The 19935-nt window shown below is 62.4% G+C and carries 21 protein-coding genes; 12 read left to right on the top strand and 9 right to left on the bottom strand.

What is annotated here, in order from left to right:
- Window positions 1–50 precede the first annotated feature (50 nt).
- The 5 genes from ACVW17_RS17880 to ACVW17_RS17860 are packed head-to-tail and all read left to right on the top strand — an operon-like array spanning window position 51 to window position 3896.
- Window positions 51–404: a hypothetical protein gene (locus tag ACVW17_RS17880; RefSeq protein ID WP_456753102.1), complete on the top strand. Its 354-nt coding sequence runs from the start codon at window positions 51–53 to the stop codon at window positions 402–404.
- A 40-nt stretch (window positions 405–444) separates the two neighbouring features.
- Window positions 445–1383, top strand: a complete 939-nt coding sequence (gene coxB / locus ACVW17_RS17875) for a cytochrome c oxidase subunit II (protein WP_456753101.1) — start codon at window positions 445–447, stop codon at window positions 1381–1383.
- Window positions 1380–2987 (top strand): cytochrome c oxidase subunit I, encoded by a 1608-nt coding sequence (gene ctaD / locus ACVW17_RS17870; RefSeq protein ID WP_456797735.1) that lies wholly within the window; start codon window positions 1380–1382, stop codon window positions 2985–2987. The genes coxB and ctaD overlap by 4 nt, the downstream gene beginning before the upstream one ends.
- The gene (locus tag ACVW17_RS17865) at window positions 2980–3624 is read left to right on the top strand and encodes a cytochrome c oxidase subunit 3 (RefSeq protein ID WP_456753099.1); all 645 of its coding nucleotides are present in this window, start codon (window positions 2980–2982) and stop codon (window positions 3622–3624) included. The genes ctaD and ACVW17_RS17865 overlap by 8 nt, the downstream gene beginning before the upstream one ends.
- Window positions 3621–3896 (top strand): cytochrome C oxidase subunit IV family protein, encoded by a 276-nt coding sequence (locus ACVW17_RS17860; RefSeq protein ID WP_456753098.1) that lies wholly within the window; start codon window positions 3621–3623, stop codon window positions 3894–3896. The genes ACVW17_RS17865 and ACVW17_RS17860 overlap by 4 nt, the downstream gene beginning before the upstream one ends.
- Window position 3897: 1 nt before the next feature.
- Here the strand turns inward: ACVW17_RS17860 and ACVW17_RS17855 are convergent, their stop codons facing one another.
- The 4 genes from ACVW17_RS17855 to ACVW17_RS17840 form a co-directional block, all read right to left on the bottom strand.
- Window positions 3898–5127, bottom strand: a complete 1230-nt coding sequence (locus ACVW17_RS17855; protein WP_456753097.1) for a c-type cytochrome — start codon at window positions 5125–5127, stop codon at window positions 3898–3900.
- A complete protein-coding gene (locus ACVW17_RS17850; RefSeq protein ID WP_456753096.1) occupies window positions 5120–6898 on the bottom strand; it encodes a GMC family oxidoreductase in 1779 nt (592 codons plus the stop codon). Before ACVW17_RS17850 ends, ACVW17_RS17855 begins: the two co-directional genes overlap by 8 nt.
- Window positions 6899–6907: 9 nt before the next feature.
- Window positions 6908–7636 carry a gluconate 2-dehydrogenase subunit 3 family protein gene (locus ACVW17_RS17845; protein ID WP_456753095.1) on the bottom strand — a complete coding sequence of 243 codons (729 nt, stop codon included), beginning with the start codon at window positions 7634–7636 and terminating at the stop codon, window positions 6908–6910.
- 239 nt (window positions 7637–7875) lie between these two features.
- On the bottom strand, window positions 7876–8079 hold the full coding sequence (locus ACVW17_RS17840; RefSeq protein WP_456753094.1) for a CsbD family protein: 204 nt from the start codon (window positions 8077–8079) through the stop codon (window positions 7876–7878).
- A 215-nt stretch (window positions 8080–8294) separates the two neighbouring features.
- Here ACVW17_RS17840 and ACVW17_RS17835 point away from each other — a divergent pair, with 215 nt between their 5' ends.
- From ACVW17_RS17835 to ACVW17_RS17815, 5 genes are all read left to right on the top strand, one after another.
- On the top strand, window positions 8295–8783 hold the full coding sequence (locus tag ACVW17_RS17835) for a YciE/YciF ferroxidase family protein (RefSeq protein ID WP_456753093.1): 489 nt from the start codon (window positions 8295–8297) through the stop codon (window positions 8781–8783).
- A 10-nt stretch (window positions 8784–8793) separates the two neighbouring features.
- Window positions 8794–9330 (top strand): DUF4142 domain-containing protein, encoded by a 537-nt coding sequence (locus tag ACVW17_RS17830; protein WP_456756463.1) that lies wholly within the window; start codon window positions 8794–8796, stop codon window positions 9328–9330.
- Between the two features lie 87 nt (window positions 9331–9417).
- Window positions 9418–10623 (top strand): MFS transporter, encoded by a 1206-nt coding sequence (locus tag ACVW17_RS17825; RefSeq protein WP_456753092.1) that lies wholly within the window; start codon window positions 9418–9420, stop codon window positions 10621–10623.
- 82 nt (window positions 10624–10705) lie between these two features.
- Complete coding sequence (locus ACVW17_RS17820; RefSeq protein WP_456753091.1) at window positions 10706–11458, top strand: DUF72 domain-containing protein; 753 nt, start codon at window positions 10706–10708, stop codon at window positions 11456–11458.
- 169 nt (window positions 11459–11627) lie between these two features.
- On the top strand, window positions 11628–12059 hold the full coding sequence (locus tag ACVW17_RS17815) for a CBS domain-containing protein (RefSeq protein WP_456753090.1): 432 nt from the start codon (window positions 11628–11630) through the stop codon (window positions 12057–12059).
- Between the two features lie 228 nt (window positions 12060–12287).
- On the opposite strand, the gene ACVW17_RS17810 is transcribed toward ACVW17_RS17815, so the two are convergent.
- Together ACVW17_RS17810 and ACVW17_RS17805 are read right to left on the bottom strand one after the other, a co-directional pair.
- Window positions 12288–12443, bottom strand: a complete 156-nt coding sequence (locus ACVW17_RS17810; protein ID WP_456753089.1) for a hypothetical protein — start codon at window positions 12441–12443, stop codon at window positions 12288–12290.
- Window positions 12444–12613: 170 nt separating this feature from the next.
- A complete protein-coding gene (locus tag ACVW17_RS17805; RefSeq protein WP_456753088.1) occupies window positions 12614–12772 on the bottom strand; it encodes a hypothetical protein in 159 nt (52 codons plus the stop codon).
- A 201-nt stretch (window positions 12773–12973) separates the two neighbouring features.
- On the opposite strand from ACVW17_RS17805, the gene ACVW17_RS17800 reads away from it, so the two are divergent.
- Window positions 12974–13693 carry a Crp/Fnr family transcriptional regulator gene (locus ACVW17_RS17800; protein ID WP_456753087.1) on the top strand — a complete coding sequence of 240 codons (720 nt, stop codon included), beginning with the start codon at window positions 12974–12976 and terminating at the stop codon, window positions 13691–13693.
- A gap of 257 nt (window positions 13694–13950) precedes the next feature.
- Here the strand turns inward: ACVW17_RS17800 and ACVW17_RS17795 are convergent, their stop codons facing one another.
- Both ACVW17_RS17795 and ACVW17_RS17790 read right to left on the bottom strand, forming a co-directional pair.
- Window positions 13951–14730 (bottom strand): hypothetical protein, encoded by a 780-nt coding sequence (locus ACVW17_RS17795; RefSeq protein WP_456797734.1) that lies wholly within the window; start codon window positions 14728–14730, stop codon window positions 13951–13953.
- A 372-nt stretch (window positions 14731–15102) separates the two neighbouring features.
- Window positions 15103–17409: an FdhF/YdeP family oxidoreductase gene (locus ACVW17_RS17790; protein WP_456753085.1), complete on the bottom strand. Its 2307-nt coding sequence runs from the start codon at window positions 17407–17409 to the stop codon at window positions 15103–15105.
- 220 nt (window positions 17410–17629) lie between these two features.
- Here ACVW17_RS17790 and ACVW17_RS17785 point away from each other — a divergent pair, with 220 nt between their 5' ends.
- Window positions 17630–18595 carry an SDR family oxidoreductase gene (locus tag ACVW17_RS17785; protein ID WP_456753084.1) on the top strand — a complete coding sequence of 322 codons (966 nt, stop codon included), beginning with the start codon at window positions 17630–17632 and terminating at the stop codon, window positions 18593–18595.
- Window positions 18596–18650: 55 nt separating this feature from the next.
- Here ACVW17_RS17785 and ACVW17_RS17780 read toward each other — a convergent pair whose 3' ends face one another.
- Window positions 18651–19727, bottom strand: coding sequence for a flavodoxin family protein (locus tag ACVW17_RS17780; RefSeq protein WP_456756462.1), 1077 nt, complete (start codon window positions 19725–19727; stop codon window positions 18651–18653).
- Between the last annotated feature and the right edge of the window lie 208 nt (window positions 19728–19935).

Below are 19935 nucleotides of genomic sequence, written 5' to 3'. Positions count from 1 at the left end.
AACGCCAGGGCCCGCTCGGCATTGACCATGGGCGCGCTAGGACCCGGAACATGGCTCAGACCAGCGGATTCGACTTCGAACGGTCGGACATCGCGACCAATGCCGTCGCCTGGATCGCAGCCGGTCTGGGTGCGTTCGTGCTGATTGTTCCCATCGCAATGCCGCTGATCTTTCCGCAATCGTTACGCCACGCCAGTCCCGCCGCGCGGCCGGCACTGAGCTCAAACGCTCCGCCACTCGAAGTCACCCCATCGGACGAACTCGAACGCGCGCGCCGTGAGGATGCCGAGATGACCGGCAGCTATGGCTGGGTCGATCGCGACCGCGGGATCGTGCGCGTGCCGATCGAGCGCGCCATTGAGATGCTGCTGCGAAAGGGCCTGCCGGGATGGCCTACCGCATGAACTGCGATCTCTCCGCCTTGTCACCGGCGGTGACCTGAGCATGTGGCGCCAGTGGATTCCGTTCTGGCACCCCGGCGTGTCTCCGGAAGGCGGCGACGTCGATCTGCTGTTCGCCGGCCTGTTGATCGCCAGCGCGCTCGTGCTGGGACTGCTGTTCTTCCTGCTAGCGCTGTTCTGCGTACGCTACCGCGCCGGCAACGAGGTCGACCGCGAGAACCACGAGGCCAAGAGCTGGCACTGGGAGGTCAGCTGGACCACGGCGTCCCTGCTCTGCTTTCTCGCGCTGTTTGTCTCGGGCGCCGGCGTCTACTTCGAAATCTACCGCAGGCCACCTGACGAGCTGACGGCTTTCGTGGTCGCCAAACAGTGGATGTGGAAAGTCCAACACCCCGGAGGCCAATCCGAGATCAACGTGTTGCATATGCCGGTCGACCGGCCGATCCGGCTGGTGATGGCCTCGCAGGACGTCATTCACAGCTTCTTCGTTCCCGCGCTCCGGCTGAAGCACGACGTGGTTCCCGGCCGCTATCAGGACCTCGAACTCACCGCGCAGAAGGCCGGGCATTATCACCTGTTCTGTGCCGAATATTGCGGCAGCGCGCATTCCGGAATGACCGGCGAAATCGTGGTGATGGAGCAAGTCGAGTTCGCCGACTGGCTCACGCAGCAGGCGCCTGCGAGCCCGCTCGCGGATGAAGGCGGCGCCCTGTTTCGCGAACTCGGATGCAGCGGCTGTCATAGCGCAGGCAGCAAGATCCATGCTCCGCAGCTGGACGGGGTTTACGGACGCCCGGTGCCGCTGTCCGACGGCAGCACTGTGATTGCCGACGACAAATATATCCGCGATTCCATCCTGCTGCCCCGCAGCCAGATCGCCGCGGGTTACGAGCCCCTGATGCCGTCTTTCGCGGGGAAGGTCACCGAGGACCAGTTGCTTCGTCTGGTCCTCTACATCAAATCGCTGGGTCGAGTGCCATGACCGAACCCGATTACCTCACCGTCCACTACACGCTTCGTTCGTGGTTCTTCACCACCGACCACAAGCGGATCGCGATCCTCTATTTCGCGAGCCTCACCTTCTTCTTCTTCGTCGGCGGCGCGGCAGCGACCGCCATGCGGATCGAGCTTGCCACGCCCCAGGCCGATCTCGTCAGCGACGACACATACAACCGCCTGTTCACCATGCACGGCATCATCATGGTGTGGTTCTTCCTGATCCCGTCGATCCCCAACACGCTCGGCAACTTCATCGTGCCGCTGATGATCGGCGCGCGCGACCTCGCCTTCCCACGGCTGAACCTGCTGAGCTGGTACATCTTCATGCTCGGCGGCAGCGTGACGTTGTTTGCGATCCTGGCCGGCGGCATCGATACCGGATGGACCTTCTACACTCCGTTCTCGACGCTCTATTCCAACAGCTACGTCATGGTCGCCGCAGCAGGCGTCTTCATCGCGGGCTTCTCGTCGATCCTGACCGGGCTCAATTTCATTGTCACCATTCACCGGCTGCGCGCGCCGGGATTGACCTGGTACCGGCTGCCGCTGTTTCTCTGGTCCCTCTACGCGACGTCGGTGATCCTCGTGTTAGCCACTCCGGTACTGGCGATCACGCTGGTGCTGATTGCGGTCGAGCGCTTCTTCGGCGTCGGCTTCTTCGACCCGCGGATCGGTGGCGACCCGTTGCTGTTCCAACATTTGTTCTGGTTCTACTCGCACCCCGCCGTCTACATCATGATCCTGCCCGGAATGGGCGTGATCAACGAGTTGATCTCATGTTTCTCTCGCAAGCAGGTGTTCGGCTACAAATTCGTGGCCTGGGCCAGCCTTGCGATCGCAGCGCTCGGCTTCCTGGTCTGGGGCCACCACATGTTCGTGACCGGGCAATCGCTGCTGGCAAGCCTCGTATTCTCCTTCATGAGCTTCGTCGTCGCCGTCCCCTCGGCGATCAAGGTGTTCAACTGGACCGCCACGCTGCACAAGGGCTCGTTGCGGTTTGACGCGCCGATGCTCTATGCGCTCGCCTTCATCGGTCTGTTCACGATCGGCGGGCTCACCGGCCTGTTCCTCGCCTGCCTTGCCTTCGACGTGCACGCCACCGATACCTATTTCGTGGTCGCGCACTTCCACTACATCATGGTCGGCGGCATGGTGACGGCCTATTTCGGCGGGCTGCATTATTGGTGGCCGAAGATCACGGGCCGGCTCTATTCGGAGTACTTGGCGCGGGCCGCGGCAATCCTGATCTTCCTCGGATTCAATCTGACCTTCTTCCCGCAATTCATCCTCGGCGTGGAAGGCATGCCGCGGCGTTATCATGTCTATCCGCCGGAATTCCAGGTCTGGAACGTATTGTCGTCGGGAGGCGCGACCATCCTGGCCGCCGCCTATCTGCTGCCGCTGTTCTATCTCGGCTATTCCGTTTTCTTCGGCGCGCGCGCGTCGGCAAATCCGTGGGACGCGCCGGGGCTCGAATGGCAGACCTCGTCGCCTCCGCCGGAGCACAATTTCGACGTCCAGCCCGTCGTGACACGTGCGCCCTATCAATACTCCCGCAAGTTCGAAGCGGAGCCGCAGAATGCCTGAGAGTCCCGCCTTTGCACCGCAGTTCACGTCGGTCAGCCATCGCGATGAGTCCGCCGAACTCGGCATGTGGGTCTTCATCGCGACCGAGGTTCTGCTGTTCGGCGGCCTGCTGCTCAGCTATTTCGTCTATCGTCACGCCTATCCACAGGGCTTTGCGGCAGGCAGTCGACACACGGAGATCGCGGTTGGAACGGCCAACACCGCGATCCTGCTCACCTCGAGTTTTCTGGTCGCCTGGGCCGTCGAGATATTCTCGGCGGAGACGCGAAGATTGGCCGCCGGGCTGCTCGCCGGCGCGATCTGTCTCGGGCTCGCCTTCATCGCGCTCAAGGGCTTTGAGTATCATGGCGAGTACGAGGAGCACCTCGTGCCGGGTGTCGACTTCCAATTCAAAGGCGACCTCGCAAACGGTGCTCAACTGTTCTTCATCTTCTACTTCATCGCGACCGCAATCCACGCGCTCCATATGGTCATCGGCATCGGTCTGTTGGCAGTGCTCGCTCTGCTCTGCCGCAATGCCCCTTCGACTCGGCATCGCGCGGCACTGCACAGCGCGGCACTGTACTGGCATTTCGTCGACATCGTCTGGATATTCTTGTTTGCGCTGATCTACCTGCCGGGAAGGTCGACCGCATGACGCAATCCCGCCCCTCGCTCCCACTGGTCGCCGCATGGCTTGGCCTGCTTGGCCTGCTCGCACTGACCGTGACGATCGCCTATGTTCCGCTCGGCAGCGCGAATGCAATCGTCGCCATCGGGATCGGCACCGCCAAGGCGGCCGTGGTCGCCGCCATCTTCATGGAGCTGCGACATCGCGGCGCCCTGACCCTTTTGTTTGCCGGCGCCGGATTGTTCTGGCTCGGCATCCTGCTATGGCTCGGCTTGATGGATTTCCTGACCCGGACCTGAATTAGTTGGTTCTGGCTTGCAGCGCCGCGCGTTCCGTCCTGGCCTGTGCCTCGCTGACGGCCGGCCCCTTGCCCAAATGGTTGCGGACATAGGTGGCAACGGCGGCGACCTGCGCGTTGTTGAGCTGCCAGCCGAACGCCGGCATCGCGGGCCCGGTCGGCTCGCGATCGGTCGCCACGCTCTGCGCACCCTGCAGGATCACCCGCAACACGGTCGTCGGGTCGCCGGTGTCGACGGTTGCCGCGTGCGAGAGATCAGGGATCAGGTTCGGCACGCCGGTGCCGTCGGATTTGTGACAGGCCGAACAGAGGTCCTGATAGATCGCGCCGCCGGCCGTAAGCACCTTTTGGTCAGTCGAACTGTCCACCGCGGCCTTGGGTCCGCTGACGTCCTTGAGATACGTCGCCATCGCCTTGACGTCCTCGTCCTTCAACTTCGAGGTCGAGAGATCGACGACCTCGCCCATCAGGCCGGCGGCCGCGGCAAAGCGATTGTGGCCGGTCTTGAGGTACTGCGCCAGATCGTCCGCGGACCACGATGCAAGCGGCCCCTCTCCACTGGTAATGTCGGGTGCCACCCAACCTTGCAGCGTATAGCCCTGCAAGGACGCTGATGCCTTGTCGCCGCCAAGCAGCGTCTTGGGCGTATGGCAGGCCCCGCAATGGCCCGGCCCCTGCACCAGGTAGGCGCCTCGATTCCAGTCCTGCGATTTGGCAGGGTCGCCGTGAAACTCACCCGGCGCAAAGTACAGCCTGTCCCAGGCGGCCATCATGAACCTGATGTTCAGTGGAAACGGCAGCTTGTTGCTGGCAACGGCATTGCGCGCCGGTGCGATCGTCGAAAGATAGGCGCGAACGTCCTTGACGTCCTGGCGCGACATCCGGGTGAAGTACGGATACGGCATTGCCGGATACAGCCTCTTGCCGTCTCGGCGGATTCCCTGTCGCACCGCCGCATCGAATTCTGCATCGCTCCAGGCGCCGATGCCAGTGTCGCGGTCCGGCGTGATGTTCGGCGCGACCAGTACGCCGAATGGCGTCTCGATCGGTCGGCCGCCGGCGAACGGCTGTCCGCTGCCCGGCATGGTGTGGCAGCTGCCGCAATCGGCGGCATTGGCGAGATAACGGCCGCGCTCGATGGCGGCAAAGTCCTGCGAGCCCGCGCCAATCGCCGCTCCGCCGCTTGCCACCAATGCAGCAGCCATCAGCGCGAGTTGCGGCGGCCTAGGCATCGATCAACTGTCCCGGGCTCTTCAGATACTTGCCGCGGATCGCGTCCGCGGCCCAATAGGCCAGCGCCGCGACCGTGCCGGTCGGATTGTAGCCGGCGTTCTGCGGAAAGGCGCTGGCGCCCAGCACGAACAGATTCGGCACGTCCCAGCTCTGCAAATAGCGGTTCAACGCGCTGGTCGCAGGATCAGTGCCCATGATCGCGCCGCCGCACAGATGCGTGGTCTGATATTTCGTGATGTCGTAAGGCCCTCTGCGGTACTCCTTGTGCACCTGTCGGGCGCCCATCGCCTGGAATATCTCGGCAAACTTGTCGGTCAAGAACCTGTTCTGCTTGATCTCGTTGTCATGGAAATCCATGGTGATACGCCCGAGCGGGCGGCCGAAGCGGTCCTTGTAGGTCGGATCGAGATCGACATAGACATCGCGGTAGCTGTACATGCTGCCGTGCACGCCGGTGCCCGGCTTCAGGGCGCTCTGATAGTTCTCCTTGACCGCCTTCTTCCATTGCGCGCCCCACAGCGGCGTTCCCGGCGGCACCGGGGTGGTCTCGATCGGCCGGCCGTTGGTCTGCACCTGCCCCATATAGCCGCCGCCGACGAAGCCATGCGGCCCGTGATCGAAATTGTCGCCGTTGAATTCGTCGATGCACATCCCGATCGCACCCGATGCGATGAAGGGATTGAAGATAAATCTTGCCGGGTCGAAGAAGCTGACGACATCGGAGATGGTCTGGTGGGTGAAGTTGCGGCCGATCACGCCGCTCTTGGCATTGGGATCGTAGGGTTTGCCAATCCCGGACAGCAGGAGCAGTTGCACATTGAAGATCGTATAGGCCGACAACACCACGAGGTCAGCCGGCTGCTCCCACTCGTTGCCGTCAGTGTCGACGAAGGTGACGCCGGTCGCGCGTTTGCCCGAGCTGTCGCGATCGATCCGTACCACCTCGCTGTTGTCCCGCGCCGAAAAATTCGGCTTGCGGATCAGCGCCGGAAGGATCGTTGTCTGCGGCGAGGCCTTCGAATAGTTGCCGCAGCCGAACCATTCGCAGAAGCCGCAATAGGTGCAGGGTCCGAGCCGAACTCCGAGCGGATTCTGGTAGGCGCGTGACATGTTGCCCGATGGCTGCGGGAACGGCTTGTAGCCGAGGTCGCGGGCTGCCTTGGCGAACAGCGTGGCACCGAACGGCTGGTCCTGCGGCGGATTTGGATAGGGCCTCGATCGCGGTCCCTCGAAGGGATTGCCACCCTCGATGATCTTGCCTTTGACATTGCCAGCCTGCCCCGATGTGCCACACAGATACTCAAACTTGTCGTAATGCGGCTCGAGCTCGTCATAGGGGACGCCCCAGTCCTGGATCGTCATATCCTCGGGCATGAAGTTCGCACCGTAGCGCTCGGTCAGATGCGTGCGCAGCACGAAATCCGACGGCAGAAACCGCCAGGTCTCCGCATTCCAGTGCACGCCGCCGCCCCCGACGCCATTCGGCGGCATGAACGCGCCCCAGCTGCGGATCGGCAGCGCCGTCTGGTTCATCTTGTTGCGGAAGGTGAAGGTGGTTTGGTCCGGACGCAGGAACAGCTCATGACGGATGCGGTAGCGCAGCTCGTCCGCCGCATAACCCGGCGGAAAATCGGTCGCGGTGTTACGCCACGGGCCGCGCTCGATCGCCACCACGTCGAGCCCGGCCTCGGCGAGTTCGTGGGCCATGATCGAGCCGGTCCACCCTAAACCGACGATCACGACATCCTTTCTTGGCAGCTTGCGGGCCATGGTTGGTGCTCAAGATTTTGCAGGTGTCCAGTCGGCGCGGCCGGCAATGCCGACGGGGGGATAGGGATAGCGTTCGTTGTGCCGCTTCACCCAGTCGCGATAGTCGTAACGGATGCCGGGAAAGCCGATCATCTTCCAGCCGACCATGTCGCGGTTGCCGCCATGGATCGGATCCGAGAAGAAGCCTTCCGGCACGTCCTTCAATAGGGCGTCGAAGAACCCCTGCGCATCCACACCGTCGAACTTGGCCTCGCCGGCCTCAATCTTCTTGAGCACCGCGTCCTGCTGATCGGCGCTCAACTCGGCAAATGGCCTGCCGCCCTGGCTTGACCGGCAGAAAGCATCGAGCTCCGCCAGTCCCTTGCGATAGAGCTCGGCATGCGGGGTCTGCGATTGCGGTCCCTGCTCCTTGCTGCCCTTGATGTAGGGACCGAGCATGTATAGACCCTCATTCGCGCCATAGGCGCCCTTAAGCTGACGATCGATGAACACGGCGCAGCCAGCATCTTTGCCACCTGGTGTCTCGGGATCCGGCGGAATGATCCGATCGACGATCGCTTCCATAGCGCGCGCCTCGTCGGCGGTGAAGAATTGCCAGGGGCCCAGCGGCTCGATCGTCGGCACCGACATCGGGTGCGGAGCCCAGGGCACGTGATCGCGGATCAAAGCCGCCCGGCTCAGCGATGTCGTGCTCGCCAAGGAGGCTGCCAGCGAAAGCAGGAATGATCGACGCTGCATGGGGGAAGCCCGTCGCACCCAACCCTTGGCAAACGTGGGCCACTTGCGCCGGTTCCTATGCTGCGGCTTGGTCGGGATACTCCTTTCGGACCATTCTTCATGCCCGCCTTCATGCCCGCGCGCGCCCGCCGACGCCTGTTACTTGCCGGGTCAGCCGCTCGCCCCGTATCAAGCTGCGCCTCGAATTCGGCAGCATGGTACGCAGAGGCCCCGCCAAGGCGGGGCCCCGAATGCGATGCTCACCATTTCTGGCGGCCATACCAGTCGTTCACTTCCCTTGCGGCCTGATCCTTTGCATAGCCGTAGCGCTGCTGCAGACGGCCTTCGAGCTGGTCCTGCTTGCCGGCGATCACGTCGAGGTCGTCGTCGGTAAGCTTGCCCCATTGCTCCTTGACCTTGCCCTTCATCTGCTTCCAGTTGCCTTCGACACGATTCCAGTCCATCGCGGTTCTCCGTTGAAAGATGAGACCATCCAACTGGCCCGCTGAAGCTTCGTTCCGCAGCTGACTTGCGGCAAGACTTCGCAACGAGGCGAGACCTCGTACCACGCCGAACCGAGAGACCCGGCGACGCCTTGTCGCGCCGCAACCAGCGATAGGAACTTGCTCTCCGCAACCGTGTTGAGACGTCCGGACCACCCCAACCCACGGAGCGAGCTATGCCGGAGAAAGACCTCAGCGCCCTTTTCCTCGAAACCCTCAAGGACATTTATTACGCCGAGAAGCAGATCCTCAAGGCGCTGCCGCGCATGGCGAAGGCGGCCGATTCCGACCAGCTGCGCGCTGCCTTCGAGAAGCACCATGACGAAACGGAAGGACAGATCGAGCGGCTCGAGCAGATCTTCGATCTGATGGGCAAGCCCGCGCGCGGCAAGAAGTGCGATGCCATCGAAGGAATCCTCGACGAAGGCAAGGAGATCATGGAGGAGTACGCCGACACGCCCGCGCTCGATGCAGGCCTGCTCTCGGCGGCCCAGGCGGTCGAGCATTACGAGATCGCCCGCTACGGCACTTTGAAGGCCTGGGCCGGCCGGCTCAGCATGAAGGACGCCGTCAAGCTCATCGACCAGACCCTGGCAGAGGAAAAGAAGACCGATGAGACGCTCACCAAGCTCGCGGTCAGCGCCATCAATGCCGAAGCGGCTTGAGGAGCGGGCGATGAAGAGAACCATCATGGCTCTTGCAATGTGCTGTGCTCTGGCCCCGCCGGCGCTGGCGCAATCGGTGAGCGAGAAGACCGGCGTCAATTCCGTGCTTGGCGTTGCACCGAAGACGGCAGACTTCATCAAGGAAGCCGCGACCAGCGATATGCTGGAGATTGAGGCAGCCAAGATCGCCCAGCAGAAGGGCAATGCCGCGGAGAAGAAATTCGCTGATCAGATGGTGACCGACCATACCAAGACCAGTACCGAGTTGAAGGGGTTGGTCAGCGGCGAGATGAAGACGGCATTGCCGACGGGCCTGGACGACAGCTCTCAGAAGAAACTCGACGTGCTGCGCAACACCAAGCCGGACGATTTCGCCAGCGAATATGATCCGATGCAGGTCAGCGCCCACAAGGACGCAGTCTCTCTGTTCGAGCGTTACGCCAAGGGCGGCGACGATTCGAAACTGAAGGACTGGGCCGGAACGACCCTGCCGACACTGCAGCACCATCTCGCGATGGCGCAGGACCTGAATAAGAACCGGAAGTAGCAGGCCGGCGGTGGCCGGTCGTTTCGGTTGGAACGAACGGCCACATGACGGATTGCCTTACCATCCCGGCTTCGTGAGGCAATTCGAATGGCGCAGCTCGACGCCATGCGCACCCAACGAATGGAACTCCGGCATACCGCGGCGCTCGCCGCGGTCGGCATGCTGCTTGGCACGGCCTTCGCTCTCAGTACCCTGATCACGCCGCTATACCTGATCTATCAGAAGGCCTTTGGCTTCTCGCAGATCACCCTGACACTCATCTATGCGGCCTATGCGATCGGCAATATCGCCGCGCTGCTGTTGTTCGGTCGCGTCTCCGACCGCGCAGGCCGGCGGGTGACGGCATTGTCTGCGACCGTGGTGCTGATCGTCGCCGCTTTGGTCTTCCTGTTTGCCGACGGTATCACCTGGCTATATATCGGCCGTGTCCTCAGCGGGCTTGGCATCGGCCTTGCGAGCGGCACCTGCAATGCCTGGCTCGCCGAACTGGTCGGCGAAGCCGAAAAGGGGCGCGCGGCCACCATCGGCACCAGTACCAACTTCATCGGCCTCGGAATTGCTGCACTGCTGTCAGGGCTGCTGGCGCAGTACGCGCCGTGGCCGCTGCAGCTCTCGTTCGTGATCTATCTCGTGGTGGCGTGCGCGGTTGCGGTGCTGATCTGGTTCACCCAGGAGACCGTGCGGAATCCCGATCATGGCCAGATCGAGATGCGGCCGAAATTGGCGCTACCGCGAACGATCCAGGCGCAATTCGTGGCTCCTGCCATCACCGGCTTCGGTTTGATGGCACTGGTCGGCTTCTATGCCTCATTGATGCCCGCGATTCTTTCGCACGATCTTCATATCGAGAACCGCGCTGCCGGCGGAGCACTGTTGTTCGAACTCGCCATTGTCGTTGCGCTGGTCATCGTGGCGACCCAGACGCTTGCCAGCCGGACCTCGATGCTATGGTCGCTCGCGCTGATGATCCCTGCAGCCGCGGCGATCGTGATCGCTCAGGTTTCCGCGTCGCTTTGGGTCATGCTGGCAGCGACTACCATCGTGGCCGTATCCGCCGGGCTGGGTTATCGCGGCAGCCTTCAGGTCGTCAATCAGATCGCGCCCGCCGACCAGCGCGCGGCCGTCGTCTCGACCTATTTCGTGTGCTGCTTCATAGGCAACGCGGTGCCCGTGATTGGTGTCGGCGTGTTGTCGAGCCTCACCGATACGATCGTCGCCGACATCGCATTTTCCGCGACGATCGCGGCTTTCGCGCTGGTCGCGCTGATCTTCGGCGCCATCTACCGACGCTGACCACAGCCGCGGCTGAACTTGTCGTGCGCAAACGCATCAGCAAGTCCTCGACGATGGCTCGATCGGGAGGTTAGATCATCGCATGGCGCGCATCCTGATTGGTACATCCGGCTGGCACTATCGGTCATGGCGCGGTCCGTTTTTTCCCGAGGGATTGCCGCTCAAGCGACAACTCGACTACTACGCTCGCCAGTTCCCGACCACGGAGCTCAATGGCGTCTTCTATCGCACGCCCACGGAGAATGCGGTCGTGGCCTGGCGCGAAGCCACCGATAAGGATTTCGTCTTCGCCTGGAAGGCATCAAAGTTCATCACGCACTGGAAGCGCCTCTCCGATAACTCGATCAACAGTCTCGAATTGTTGGAAGATCGTCTGTCGTTGCTGCGCAACAAGGCCGGCCCGATCCTGTTTCAGCTGCCGCCGAATTTCACGGTTGACGCCGACCGCCTGGCGTCGTTCCTTAAATTGCTGAAACGGCGACGGCGTTACGCCTTTGAATTCCGTCACCCGAGCTGGTACGAGCCGCGCATCCTTAAGACTTTGGCAGCACGCAACATCGCTCTGTGCATATCCGATCACCACGACGCACCCGCGCCCTGGAGGCGCACGGCCGACTTCGTCTACGTCCGCGGCCATGGTCCAGGCGGACAGTACCGCGGCCACTACAGGCCAGCCGAGCTTTCGGAGTGGGCGAAGCGCATCCGGAGCTGGAAGAGGCAGGGATGCGACGTGTATGTCTATTTCGACAACGACCAGAAAAGCGCGGCGCCGGCCGATGCGAAACGCCTGCGCGAATTCCTTGGCTCGGCTGGCCCGCAGCCGGCCGGACGATAGGAGCCAAGCGTTCTGGTCCGTTCGCGGTGATGGACTTGATGCGGCCCCCGCTCGGCGTCCTGACCGGCGTCGCCACCGAGAACGGCAAGTAAACGCCGCACAGAGTTAGGAACGCCGCTCCGGACCGCCTCGTTGGGCCAGTACGCACCAATCAAATGGAGAGGCGATCATGAAAATATCCGACGCAATGACGTCCGAGGTCCAGCTGTGCACTCCCGACGACACGCTCCGCGACGTTGCCGAAGCCATGGGAACGCTGGGAGTTGGCATGCTGCCGGTTGCCGACGATGATCGTCTGGTCGGGATGATCACCGATCGTGATATCGCGGTTCGTGGCATCGGAACGGGCCGCGGCCCGGAGTCACGGGTCGGCGACATCATGACCGCTGAAGTGAAGTATTGTTTCGAGGATCAGGAGATTGAGGACATCGCGCAGAACATGGGAGCGATCCAGGTTCGACGCCTGCCCGTGTTGGACCGTGACAAGCGCCTGGTCGGCATCATTGCGCTCGGAGATATCGCCCAAATCCAGCCGAACGATGGCACAGGTGCGGCTCTGAGCCAGATCTCCCGGCCGACGACCCAACACGCACAATTCTAGCTACCCGATGTTCCATGCTCCGCTTCGCGAATTGGCTCGCGGAGCAGAGCGCTGGTGATGGACCAATGGCCGACTATGTAGCGTGGATTGCAATTGCCGCTGGAATCGTCGCGCTCGTCGCCGCCGCACTGCTTTGGCGCGCCAACTACGTCAGCTCCGATTGAGCTGGATTGAGTCCGATTGAGCTGAACTGACGATTCTCCATTAGCCGATCGCACGGCTTGCTCTTCACGTCTCGTTCCGCTCGTATCGTTCGCGGACGACCTCATCTCCTGTCTGCACCGCCCGTCTGTTGCGGAAGTGATACTGCAGCACTCCGAAAATCAAGGCTGTGAGGAGAACGAAAGCTGCGATGCCATAGATGATTTCCAGGCCCATATCCATCAGTCTTCTCCATGCGTTCCGACCACGAGTTCCCGGTCCGCCCTCACCGGCCGTCGCAACGGTCTAACCACAATCATCGAGCGGCTGACCGGTTTGGTCGATCACAGGCTTATCGTTGACGATCGCGAAGTGAAAGGCTGCCCTTGGGCCAGCCCTTCTGTTCTCGTCCACTATTGCGTGTTCGATTCATGCCATTTTTCCAAGTCGGGCTTCTCGTCTCCGGAGCGCTGTTCCTTTTCGGGATTGCCTTTCCAGGGTTTATCGGTTTGCGCATGTGAACCCCAGTCGTTCGAGCGGCCGGAATCCTGCGTCACAGGCTTTCTATTCATGTCGATCTCCATAGGAACAGAAGCGCAGACGAGGCGATGGGTTCCTAAGCTGCCGCCGGAGGCCGCGCGCAATCTACCGGCTGCCAGGATTCTCGCCTTTCGCACGTAAGGGTTCCGAACTTAACTTATGTAAATCCCACAACTGCGGCGGTTCAATACAAGTCTTCAGAGTTGCCGAGTTCGACGGGCGGGGAGCCGAAGATGCCAATTGATATGATGATCCGCAAGGTCAGGCTTCATACGGCTCTCGCCGAAGAGGACATCGTGGCTCTGCGTTCAATCGTCTCAAGCGTCAAAGAGCTTGGCCCTGGGACATCCATCGTCCAGGAAGGCAGCATCAGTAGCCATTGCTGCGTCATGTTGAGCGGCTTCTCCTACCGCGCGAAAGTCTCGGACGGTGGCAAACGGCAAATCCTGTCGTTTCACATTGCGGGCGACATGCCGGATTTGCATGGAATGCTCCTCAAAAGAATGGATCATGACCTGACCACGCTGACGGACGCGCGCGTCGGCTTTATTGAGCATCGAGCCCTGAGGAAAGTCATCGATGCCCGGCCTGCGGTAGCCGAGGCCTTGTGGCGAGAAACCTTGATTGACGCAGTGCTGTTTCGTGAGTGGATCGTCAGCCTTGGCACGCGCACCGCCGCTGCGCGCATGGCTTACCTTGTCGCTGAACTGCGTCAGCGCCTCGCCGCGATCGATATGGTCGCCGAGGATCAGTTTCGTTTCCCCGTTACGCAGGCGAAACTTGCCGAGGCCCTCGGCTTGAGCACGGTGCACGTTAACCGGGTTCTCCAATCATTTCGGTCTCGCGGCATTCTCGACATCAACGGTCAGCTCGTGACGCTACGCGACATTGAAAAGATCGTCGAAATTGGCGGGTTCAACGAACTGAACTTGCAACTTCCGAATAGCCTCTAGGAGAATACGGATCGGACTTCCGCCATGGCCTCGATGACTTCCCAGTAATCCAGGACGTATCAATATAGGTGAGCCGCCGTCCGGCACATCTCCGAGCAGGCGAGCTAGAGTCGGTAGGCATCGTGCTGACGATCCCGCGGCCTCGATCTTTTCATAGGTATCCCAACGATTCCGGCTCGCAACCACAATCGCGCACGCCGTGCGGACAGGACGCCGCAGTACTGATCACAGAAAGACATCGCGCAGACCGAATTACATCAGACCACCGGCACAGCCGTGGTCGGCCTGCCGCCCATCCACTCCGGCAGCGCGGCACCGTCGCGATGCCTGCCGCCCGCACAGGCCGCGGCCCAGGCGGCGACCGCGCCGAACAGCAGCGCTGCGGCAATCGAGAATGCTAGGATCACCGCACTGCGCCGCGACCGCTGGATGGCGGTTCGGGCATCGCCAATGACGCTGTCGACACGCTTCTCAGCCTCGGCGGCGGCGAGCCCGGTCGCGGCGGCAACCTGCTGGATCAGATAGCTGTGATCCTCGGCGCTGATCCCGCTATGGCCGGAACTGGTCAGTAGAATGCGGCCGGCTTCCGCGCGCTCGTAGCCGATGTCGATATTGGCGGGACGCCGCGCCGATCGATACAGGTGGTCGAGCTCGGTGCTCAGCAACGGCTCCGCGGCCGTCGCGGAGGGGCGGCTCTGGACCACTGGGCGCGCGGCGGACAGGCCGACCAGCGCCACGATCGTCGTCCCCAGAATGACAGCGATCGCCCAGGCTGTCAGGCCATGCAATCCATCGCTGCCCTCGATCATGTCGGACGGTGTCGCTCCGATGATGCGGTGCGCGCGGCCGGCGATATAGCCGCCGACGCCGAAGCTGGCCAGCGCCTGCAGGATCAGATACAGCCCGGACAGCAGAGCAAGCGCCGCCGATGCGTCACGCCATGACGGCGAGCTGGAACTCACGCCCAATCCGAGCGCCGCACCAAATCCGATCAGGATCACCGACAGGGCCGTTGCGACCAGCGCACCGGCGAACACGGGGCTCCATTGCACCCGAAGGCCGGTCCTGCGGTCGGCCGACGCGGCAAGCTCTCGCTCGTTATTCATGATGCGCCTACCGCAATCCGAAGAACGACAATATCGCGAGAATGACGACGATCAGTCCCACCAGATAGATCAGCTGGTTCATGCAAGCCTCCTCAGCTCGAATTCGCCATGACAAGCTGGCCGCCATGCCAAAGTTCCTATGCGGACACGCGGTCAGCAACAAAGCCCAATCTCGCCGGGGAGAGCACGAATAAGCCCCATCGCACAGGCAAAGCCGGATCGCTCCGGTTACACTTGCGCGTTTGCAGTGGAGGCCTCGACGCAGACGGGCTTTTTGACGGCTTTGCCCACGTCTGAGGGACCTCAGGCAGCAGGAGCATCCGCCCTCACCCGCACCGGGATCGATTTCGCCGCCGGTGTCTTCGCCTTCGTCTCGTGATGCCATAGCGGCAACAGCGGATTGCACTCGGGATAGTAGCCGGCGATGCATCCCGGTGGAATGTCATAGGCCACGACGCGCAGCCCGCCAACCTCTCGTGTCACACCATCGCTCGCCGCAGTTGCCAGCGTCACCATCGCGCCTTCCCTCAGCGCAAAGCGGTCGATGTCCCTTGGGTGCATCAACACGACTTGGCGCGAGCCATAGATGCCGCGGAACCGATCATCATAGCTGTAGATCGTCGTGTTGAACTGGCCGTTGCTGCGCAACGTGATCAACTGCACCACGTCGGGGTCGCGCGTTTCCGCCTTTGGATCGCTGGCGAGCGACGTCGGCACAACGAAATTGGCTTTCCCCGTCTTCGTCTTCCATTGCCGTTGACGCGCCGCGAGCGGCCGGTGAAAACCACCGGGTTGCCAGAGCCGTGCGTTGAAGTCGTGGAAGATCTCGGGATAGATCGCCGCGATCGCGTCGCGGATCCGGCTGTAATCGGCCACCCAATCGTCCCAAGGAATACTCGAGCGTCCTGGCGCCGCCGCCTTGGCCAGTTCCGCGATGATCCTCGGCTCCGACAGCAAATGCGGGCTGGCCGGTGCCACCTGGCCTCGGGAGCCATGCATGCAGCCGGTCGAGTCCTCCATCGCCACCGCTTGCCGGCCGCTAGCCTGCTCATCGAACTCGATACGGCCGAGGCACGGCAGAATGAACGACACCTCGCCGTGGACCAGCGCGGAGCGGTTGAGCTTGGTCAGGATGTTGACGGTCAGGCGCAGCTTGCGCCATGCCGGCTCGACCAGCCGATGCTCCGGAACGGCGCGGACCAGATTGCCGCCGAGCAGCACCATCGCCCGCACCGAGCCATCGATCACCTTGGCGCAGGCCTCGACCGTCGTGACACCCCTATTTTCCGGCACGGCGAAGCCGAACTGCTGCTTGATCTTGTCGGCCGGCACCATCGAGGGCTTCTCGGTGATGCCGACGGTCCGTTGCCCCTGGACGTTGGAATGGCCGCGCACCGGAGTGATACCGGCACCGGGCTTTCCGATGTTGCCGCGCATCAACGCCAGGTTGATCAGGGTCTGCACGGTCTCGACGCCTTGCTCGTGCTGCGTCAGGCCCATGCCGTAGATGAACATCACGGCCTTGGCCTGCGCATATACCGCGGCGGCCGCTTCGAGCGCATCCCGCTTCAGGCCGGATCGTTTTTCGATCTCCGACCATTCGCACAGATTCACAGCTTCAGCGAAATCGTCCCAGCCGTGGGTGTGCTCGTTGACGAAGGCCCAATCGATCACAGGATCCTTCGGATCGGCGCGGTCCTCCCGCGCCAGCAGCGCCTTCGCAATGCCCACGATGGCGGCGGTGTCGCCCCTGGACCTGACCTGGTGATATTGCGAGCTTATCCGGGTCGGCGCGTCGGCCAGCATCTCGCCGGGTGCCTGCGGGTTGACGAACTCCTCCAGCCCGCGCTCGCGCAGCGGGTTGAAGGTGACGATCGGCACGCCGCGCCGCGTGGCGTCCTGAAGCTGGTGCAGCATGCGCGGACTTGACGTGCCGACATTCTGCCCGAAGAAGAAGATGCAGTCGGTCTGGTAGAAATCGTCCAGCGTGCAAGTGCCGACCGGAACACCGATGCTCTCCGGCAGCGCCACCGAACTGGTCTCGTGACACATGTTGGAGCTGTCGGGCAGATTGTTGGTACCGTAGGCGCGCGCGAACAGGCCATACATGAAGGACGCCTCGAGCGAGGCGCGGCCGGAGGTGTAGAACACCGCACTATCCGGGTGCAGCGCCCGCAGTTCCCGCCCGATCTCGGCAAAGGCATCTTCCCAGCTGACCGGCACGTATTTGTCGGTCCCCGCGTCCCAACGCATCGGATGGGTCAACCGGCCGGCGGCTTCGAGGTGATGATCATCCCAACTTTCGAGCTCGGTCACGGTCCTTGTCGCAAAAAATTCCGGTGTGACGCGCTTGTGTGTGATCTCCCATGTCGTGGCTTTGGCGCCGTTCTCGCAGAACTCGAACACACGGGGGTCTGCGGGCTTGGCCCAGGCGCAGCTCACGCACATAAAGCCGCCGGTCTTGTTCTGCTGGAACAGAACACGGCTGCCTTTGAACGGGACATGCTCCCGCGTGAGGCTGTTCGCCAGCGATCGCACCGAACCCCAACCACCCGACGGTCCCGAATAGGGCTCGACCTCGAGCGTCTCGCTCAGCCGCTTCCTCGTCATGATCTATCCTTGATGAACTGCGTCCGCGGACGTGACCATTGGCATGTCCGGCAAAAGCTTCACGGATCGACCAATCAAGGTCGGCGATGGTCAAACGTTCCTATCGCGATGGGCTGACTGATGATCGGCTCGTGCGACAGGAACGGTTCAACAGCCTGGGAATTAGCGAGCGATTGACAAAGCCGCATTGCCGGTTCCGCGATAACGACACGAGGCGTCCATGACCGACTCGATAGGAGAACAGCGACCGAGGCGGGCCCTCACGGCCAACACCGGTCTTCGGCGCGGAGCGGAAGCGGGGCACGAAGGCTTGACGGACCCGACCATCCTCCATCCGAAACCACCGTTCCGGAAGCAGTCGCAACCATGGCCGGGTCTTGCGTGCCGGATGGACCCCCGTCCCGATCACGGCGAGACCAGCTACAAGGGGTCGGATCGGCTGGCAGGCCGCAAGGCGCTGATCACCGGCGGCGATTCCGGCATGGGCCGGGCCGCGGCCATCGCGTTTGCGCGCGAGGGCGCCGACGTTGCGATCAACTACTTCCCGAGCGAGCAGCCCGACGCACAGGAGGTCATTGGTCTGATCGAGGCGGCGGGCCGTCGCGGCCTCGCGATCCCCGGCGACATCAGGAGCGAGACCTTCTGTCAGGAGCTGGTGGCGCGCGCCGTCGAGGGGTTGGGCGGTCTCGACATCGTCGTGTGTAACGCTGCCCGCCAGCAGTCACGAGAGTCCATCCTTGATGTCTCATCCGACGACTTCGACGCGACGATGAAGACCAACGTCTACGCCCCGTTCTGGATCATCAAGGCTGCGCTGCCTCACTTGAAGCCCGGCGCATGCATCATTGGGACGACCTCGGAGCAGGCCTACGACCCTTCACCCGAGCTCTACGACTATGCCCAGACCAAAGCCGCAACCATGAACTATGTGAAATCGCTGGCCAAGCAACTCGGCTCGAAGGGAATCCGGGTGAATGGTGTCGCGCCCGGTCCGATCTGGACCCCGCTGCAAGTCTCCGGCGGCGCGTCGATGGAGAAGCTCGAGCAGTTCGGCGGCCAGACGCCGCTCGGTCGTCCCGGCCAACCCGCCGAGCTCGCATCGATCTACGTCCAGCTCGCTGCTGGTGACGCCAGCTATGCGACAGGTCAGGTTTATGGATCGGCTGGCGGATCTGGGCAGCCCTAGCGCTGACGGATGACGTCCTTCCCGGTCCGGGCGCCGATCGGGTTTGACGGGAGCATCACTTCGGAATCGGATCGGAGATATCCGCGCCTGGATTTTCCAGCTTGCCCGCGCGGGCGAGCTGCACGGCGTTTCCGAGCGCACGGGCAACGTTCACGACCTCCTGCTGGAATGCAGCATCCCTGTCGAGCGCCTGGTGTGACGTTGCGTAGGGTTCCATATACCCGACGTAGCCGTCCGCCTCACCGGTGCGCCCGCTCGAGAGGAGACTCATGTCGGTGAGCCAATCTGACAATGATCGACGCAGCGTCTCGGCGCCAACGCTATCCCCATGGACCACGAGGCCGAAATGGCGGCCGGCCAGATGGCGCGGATACGACCAGCCTTTTAGCTCCAGCGCCTTGGCCTCATCAGCTCGCTTGCCGTGCGTCGACGACGGATCCGGATTTCCGCCGTCGGCGCAGACCAGCCGGTCGATCATCGCCTTCAAGCCCGCGGGAGCGTGGTACCAGTTCACCGGTGTAATGATGAGAATTCCGTGGGCCGCCACCCAAAGCGGATAGATGTCGTTCATCCAATCGTCGGTTTGCCCCAGTGAATAGTTCGGGTAGCAGCTGCATGGCCAGTGGCAAAGCGGCATCGCGGTCGCGACGCAGGACTTGCAAGGATGGATCTGCTTGCCGAATTCCGAGGTCAGTCTCGACAGGTCCAGAATATCCACGGCAAGACCCATTTGCCGAAAGACCGGCTCGGCCAATTCGACAAGCCGCCACGTCTTCGACATCTCACCAGGACAGGTGTGGTCACTGCGCGGTGATCCGTTGACGATGAGAATACGCATCGGCTCGTCAACCTTGTCATGACGGCGCTGTGCCTCCAGGATCGCCTGCCGTGCCACCAGCCAGTCGTTCGCGATCTCATAGGACGGATCGGCAAACCCGGGCCCCGCTTGACGCGTCGCCGGCGCTTTGCGCGAATGACTATAGCCGTCCCACGCCGCAGCGACGATCGCATCGACCTCCCGAGTCAACAGCTTGAACGCAGGATCGACGAAGCGACTTCGATACCGCCGCTCAAATTCGTCGCGCGACAGTTTGACAGAAGGCATGCCCTTCCGGACGTCGGGTTGCATCATAGGGGACCAATTATGGTGTCCCGGCATCAATGCGACGGCAACCTCGACCGTTCCAATATCGCGCATGACCATGGCGTTCCGGACCCGATCGTTAGAGACAGTGGAACGCAGCTTGTTTCAACATGAGGAACCTGCTCAAGCAGGCGCGTCAACGACCGGCCACTAATGGGCGCGGTGCGCACCGTACTCCGGCCGAAACCAGCATAGG

It is taken from the genome of Bradyrhizobium sp. USDA 4473, from assembly GCF_054063335.1.
The sequence above is the reverse complement of the archived record's forward strand: the minus strand, read 5'-3'. Positions and strand labels throughout refer to the sequence as shown.

Coding starts and splice junctions, on each gene's coding strand:
- ACVW17_RS17880 (WP_456753102.1), top strand. CDS start 51: ATGGCTCAGACCAGCGGATTCGACTTCGAACGGTCGGACATCGCGACC.
- coxB (WP_456753101.1), top strand. CDS start 445: ATGTGGCGCCAGTGGATTCCGTTCTGGCACCCCGGCGTGTCTCCGGAA.
- ctaD (WP_456797735.1), top strand. CDS start 1,380: ATGACCGAACCCGATTACCTCACCGTCCACTACACGCTTCGTTCGTGG.
- ACVW17_RS17865 (WP_456753099.1), top strand. CDS start 2,980: ATGCCTGAGAGTCCCGCCTTTGCACCGCAGTTCACGTCGGTCAGCCAT.
- ACVW17_RS17860 (WP_456753098.1), top strand. CDS start 3,621: ATGACGCAATCCCGCCCCTCGCTCCCACTGGTCGCCGCATGGCTTGGC.
- ACVW17_RS17855 (WP_456753097.1), bottom strand. CDS start 5,127: ATGCCTAGGCCGCCGCAACTCGCGCTGATGGCTGCTGCATTGGTGGCA.
- ACVW17_RS17850 (WP_456753096.1), bottom strand. CDS start 6,898: ATGGCCCGCAAGCTGCCAAGAAAGGATGTCGTGATCGTCGGTTTAGGG.
- ACVW17_RS17845 (WP_456753095.1), bottom strand. CDS start 7,636: ATGCAGCGTCGATCATTCCTGCTTTCGCTGGCAGCCTCCTTGGCGAGC.
- ACVW17_RS17840 (WP_456753094.1), bottom strand. CDS start 8,079: ATGGACTGGAATCGTGTCGAAGGCAACTGGAAGCAGATGAAGGGCAAG.
- ACVW17_RS17835 (WP_456753093.1), top strand. CDS start 8,295: ATGCCGGAGAAAGACCTCAGCGCCCTTTTCCTCGAAACCCTCAAGGAC.
- ACVW17_RS17830 (WP_456756463.1), top strand. CDS start 8,794: ATGAAGAGAACCATCATGGCTCTTGCAATGTGCTGTGCTCTGGCCCCG.
- ACVW17_RS17825 (WP_456753092.1), top strand. CDS start 9,418: ATGGCGCAGCTCGACGCCATGCGCACCCAACGAATGGAACTCCGGCAT.
- ACVW17_RS17820 (WP_456753091.1), top strand. CDS start 10,706: ATGGCGCGCATCCTGATTGGTACATCCGGCTGGCACTATCGGTCATGG.
- ACVW17_RS17815 (WP_456753090.1), top strand. CDS start 11,628: ATGAAAATATCCGACGCAATGACGTCCGAGGTCCAGCTGTGCACTCCC.
- ACVW17_RS17810 (WP_456753089.1), bottom strand. CDS start 12,443: ATGGATATGGGCCTGGAAATCATCTATGGCATCGCAGCTTTCGTTCTC.
- ACVW17_RS17805 (WP_456753088.1), bottom strand. CDS start 12,772: ATGAATAGAAAGCCTGTGACGCAGGATTCCGGCCGCTCGAACGACTGG.
- ACVW17_RS17800 (WP_456753087.1), top strand. CDS start 12,974: ATGCCAATTGATATGATGATCCGCAAGGTCAGGCTTCATACGGCTCTC.
- ACVW17_RS17790 (WP_456753085.1), bottom strand. CDS start 17,409: ATGACGAGGAAGCGGCTGAGCGAGACGCTCGAGGTCGAGCCCTATTCG.
- ACVW17_RS17785 (WP_456753084.1), top strand. CDS start 17,630: ATGACCGACTCGATAGGAGAACAGCGACCGAGGCGGGCCCTCACGGCC.
- ACVW17_RS17780 (WP_456756462.1), bottom strand. CDS start 19,727: ATGATGCAACCCGACGTCCGGAAGGGCATGCCTTCTGTCAAACTGTCG.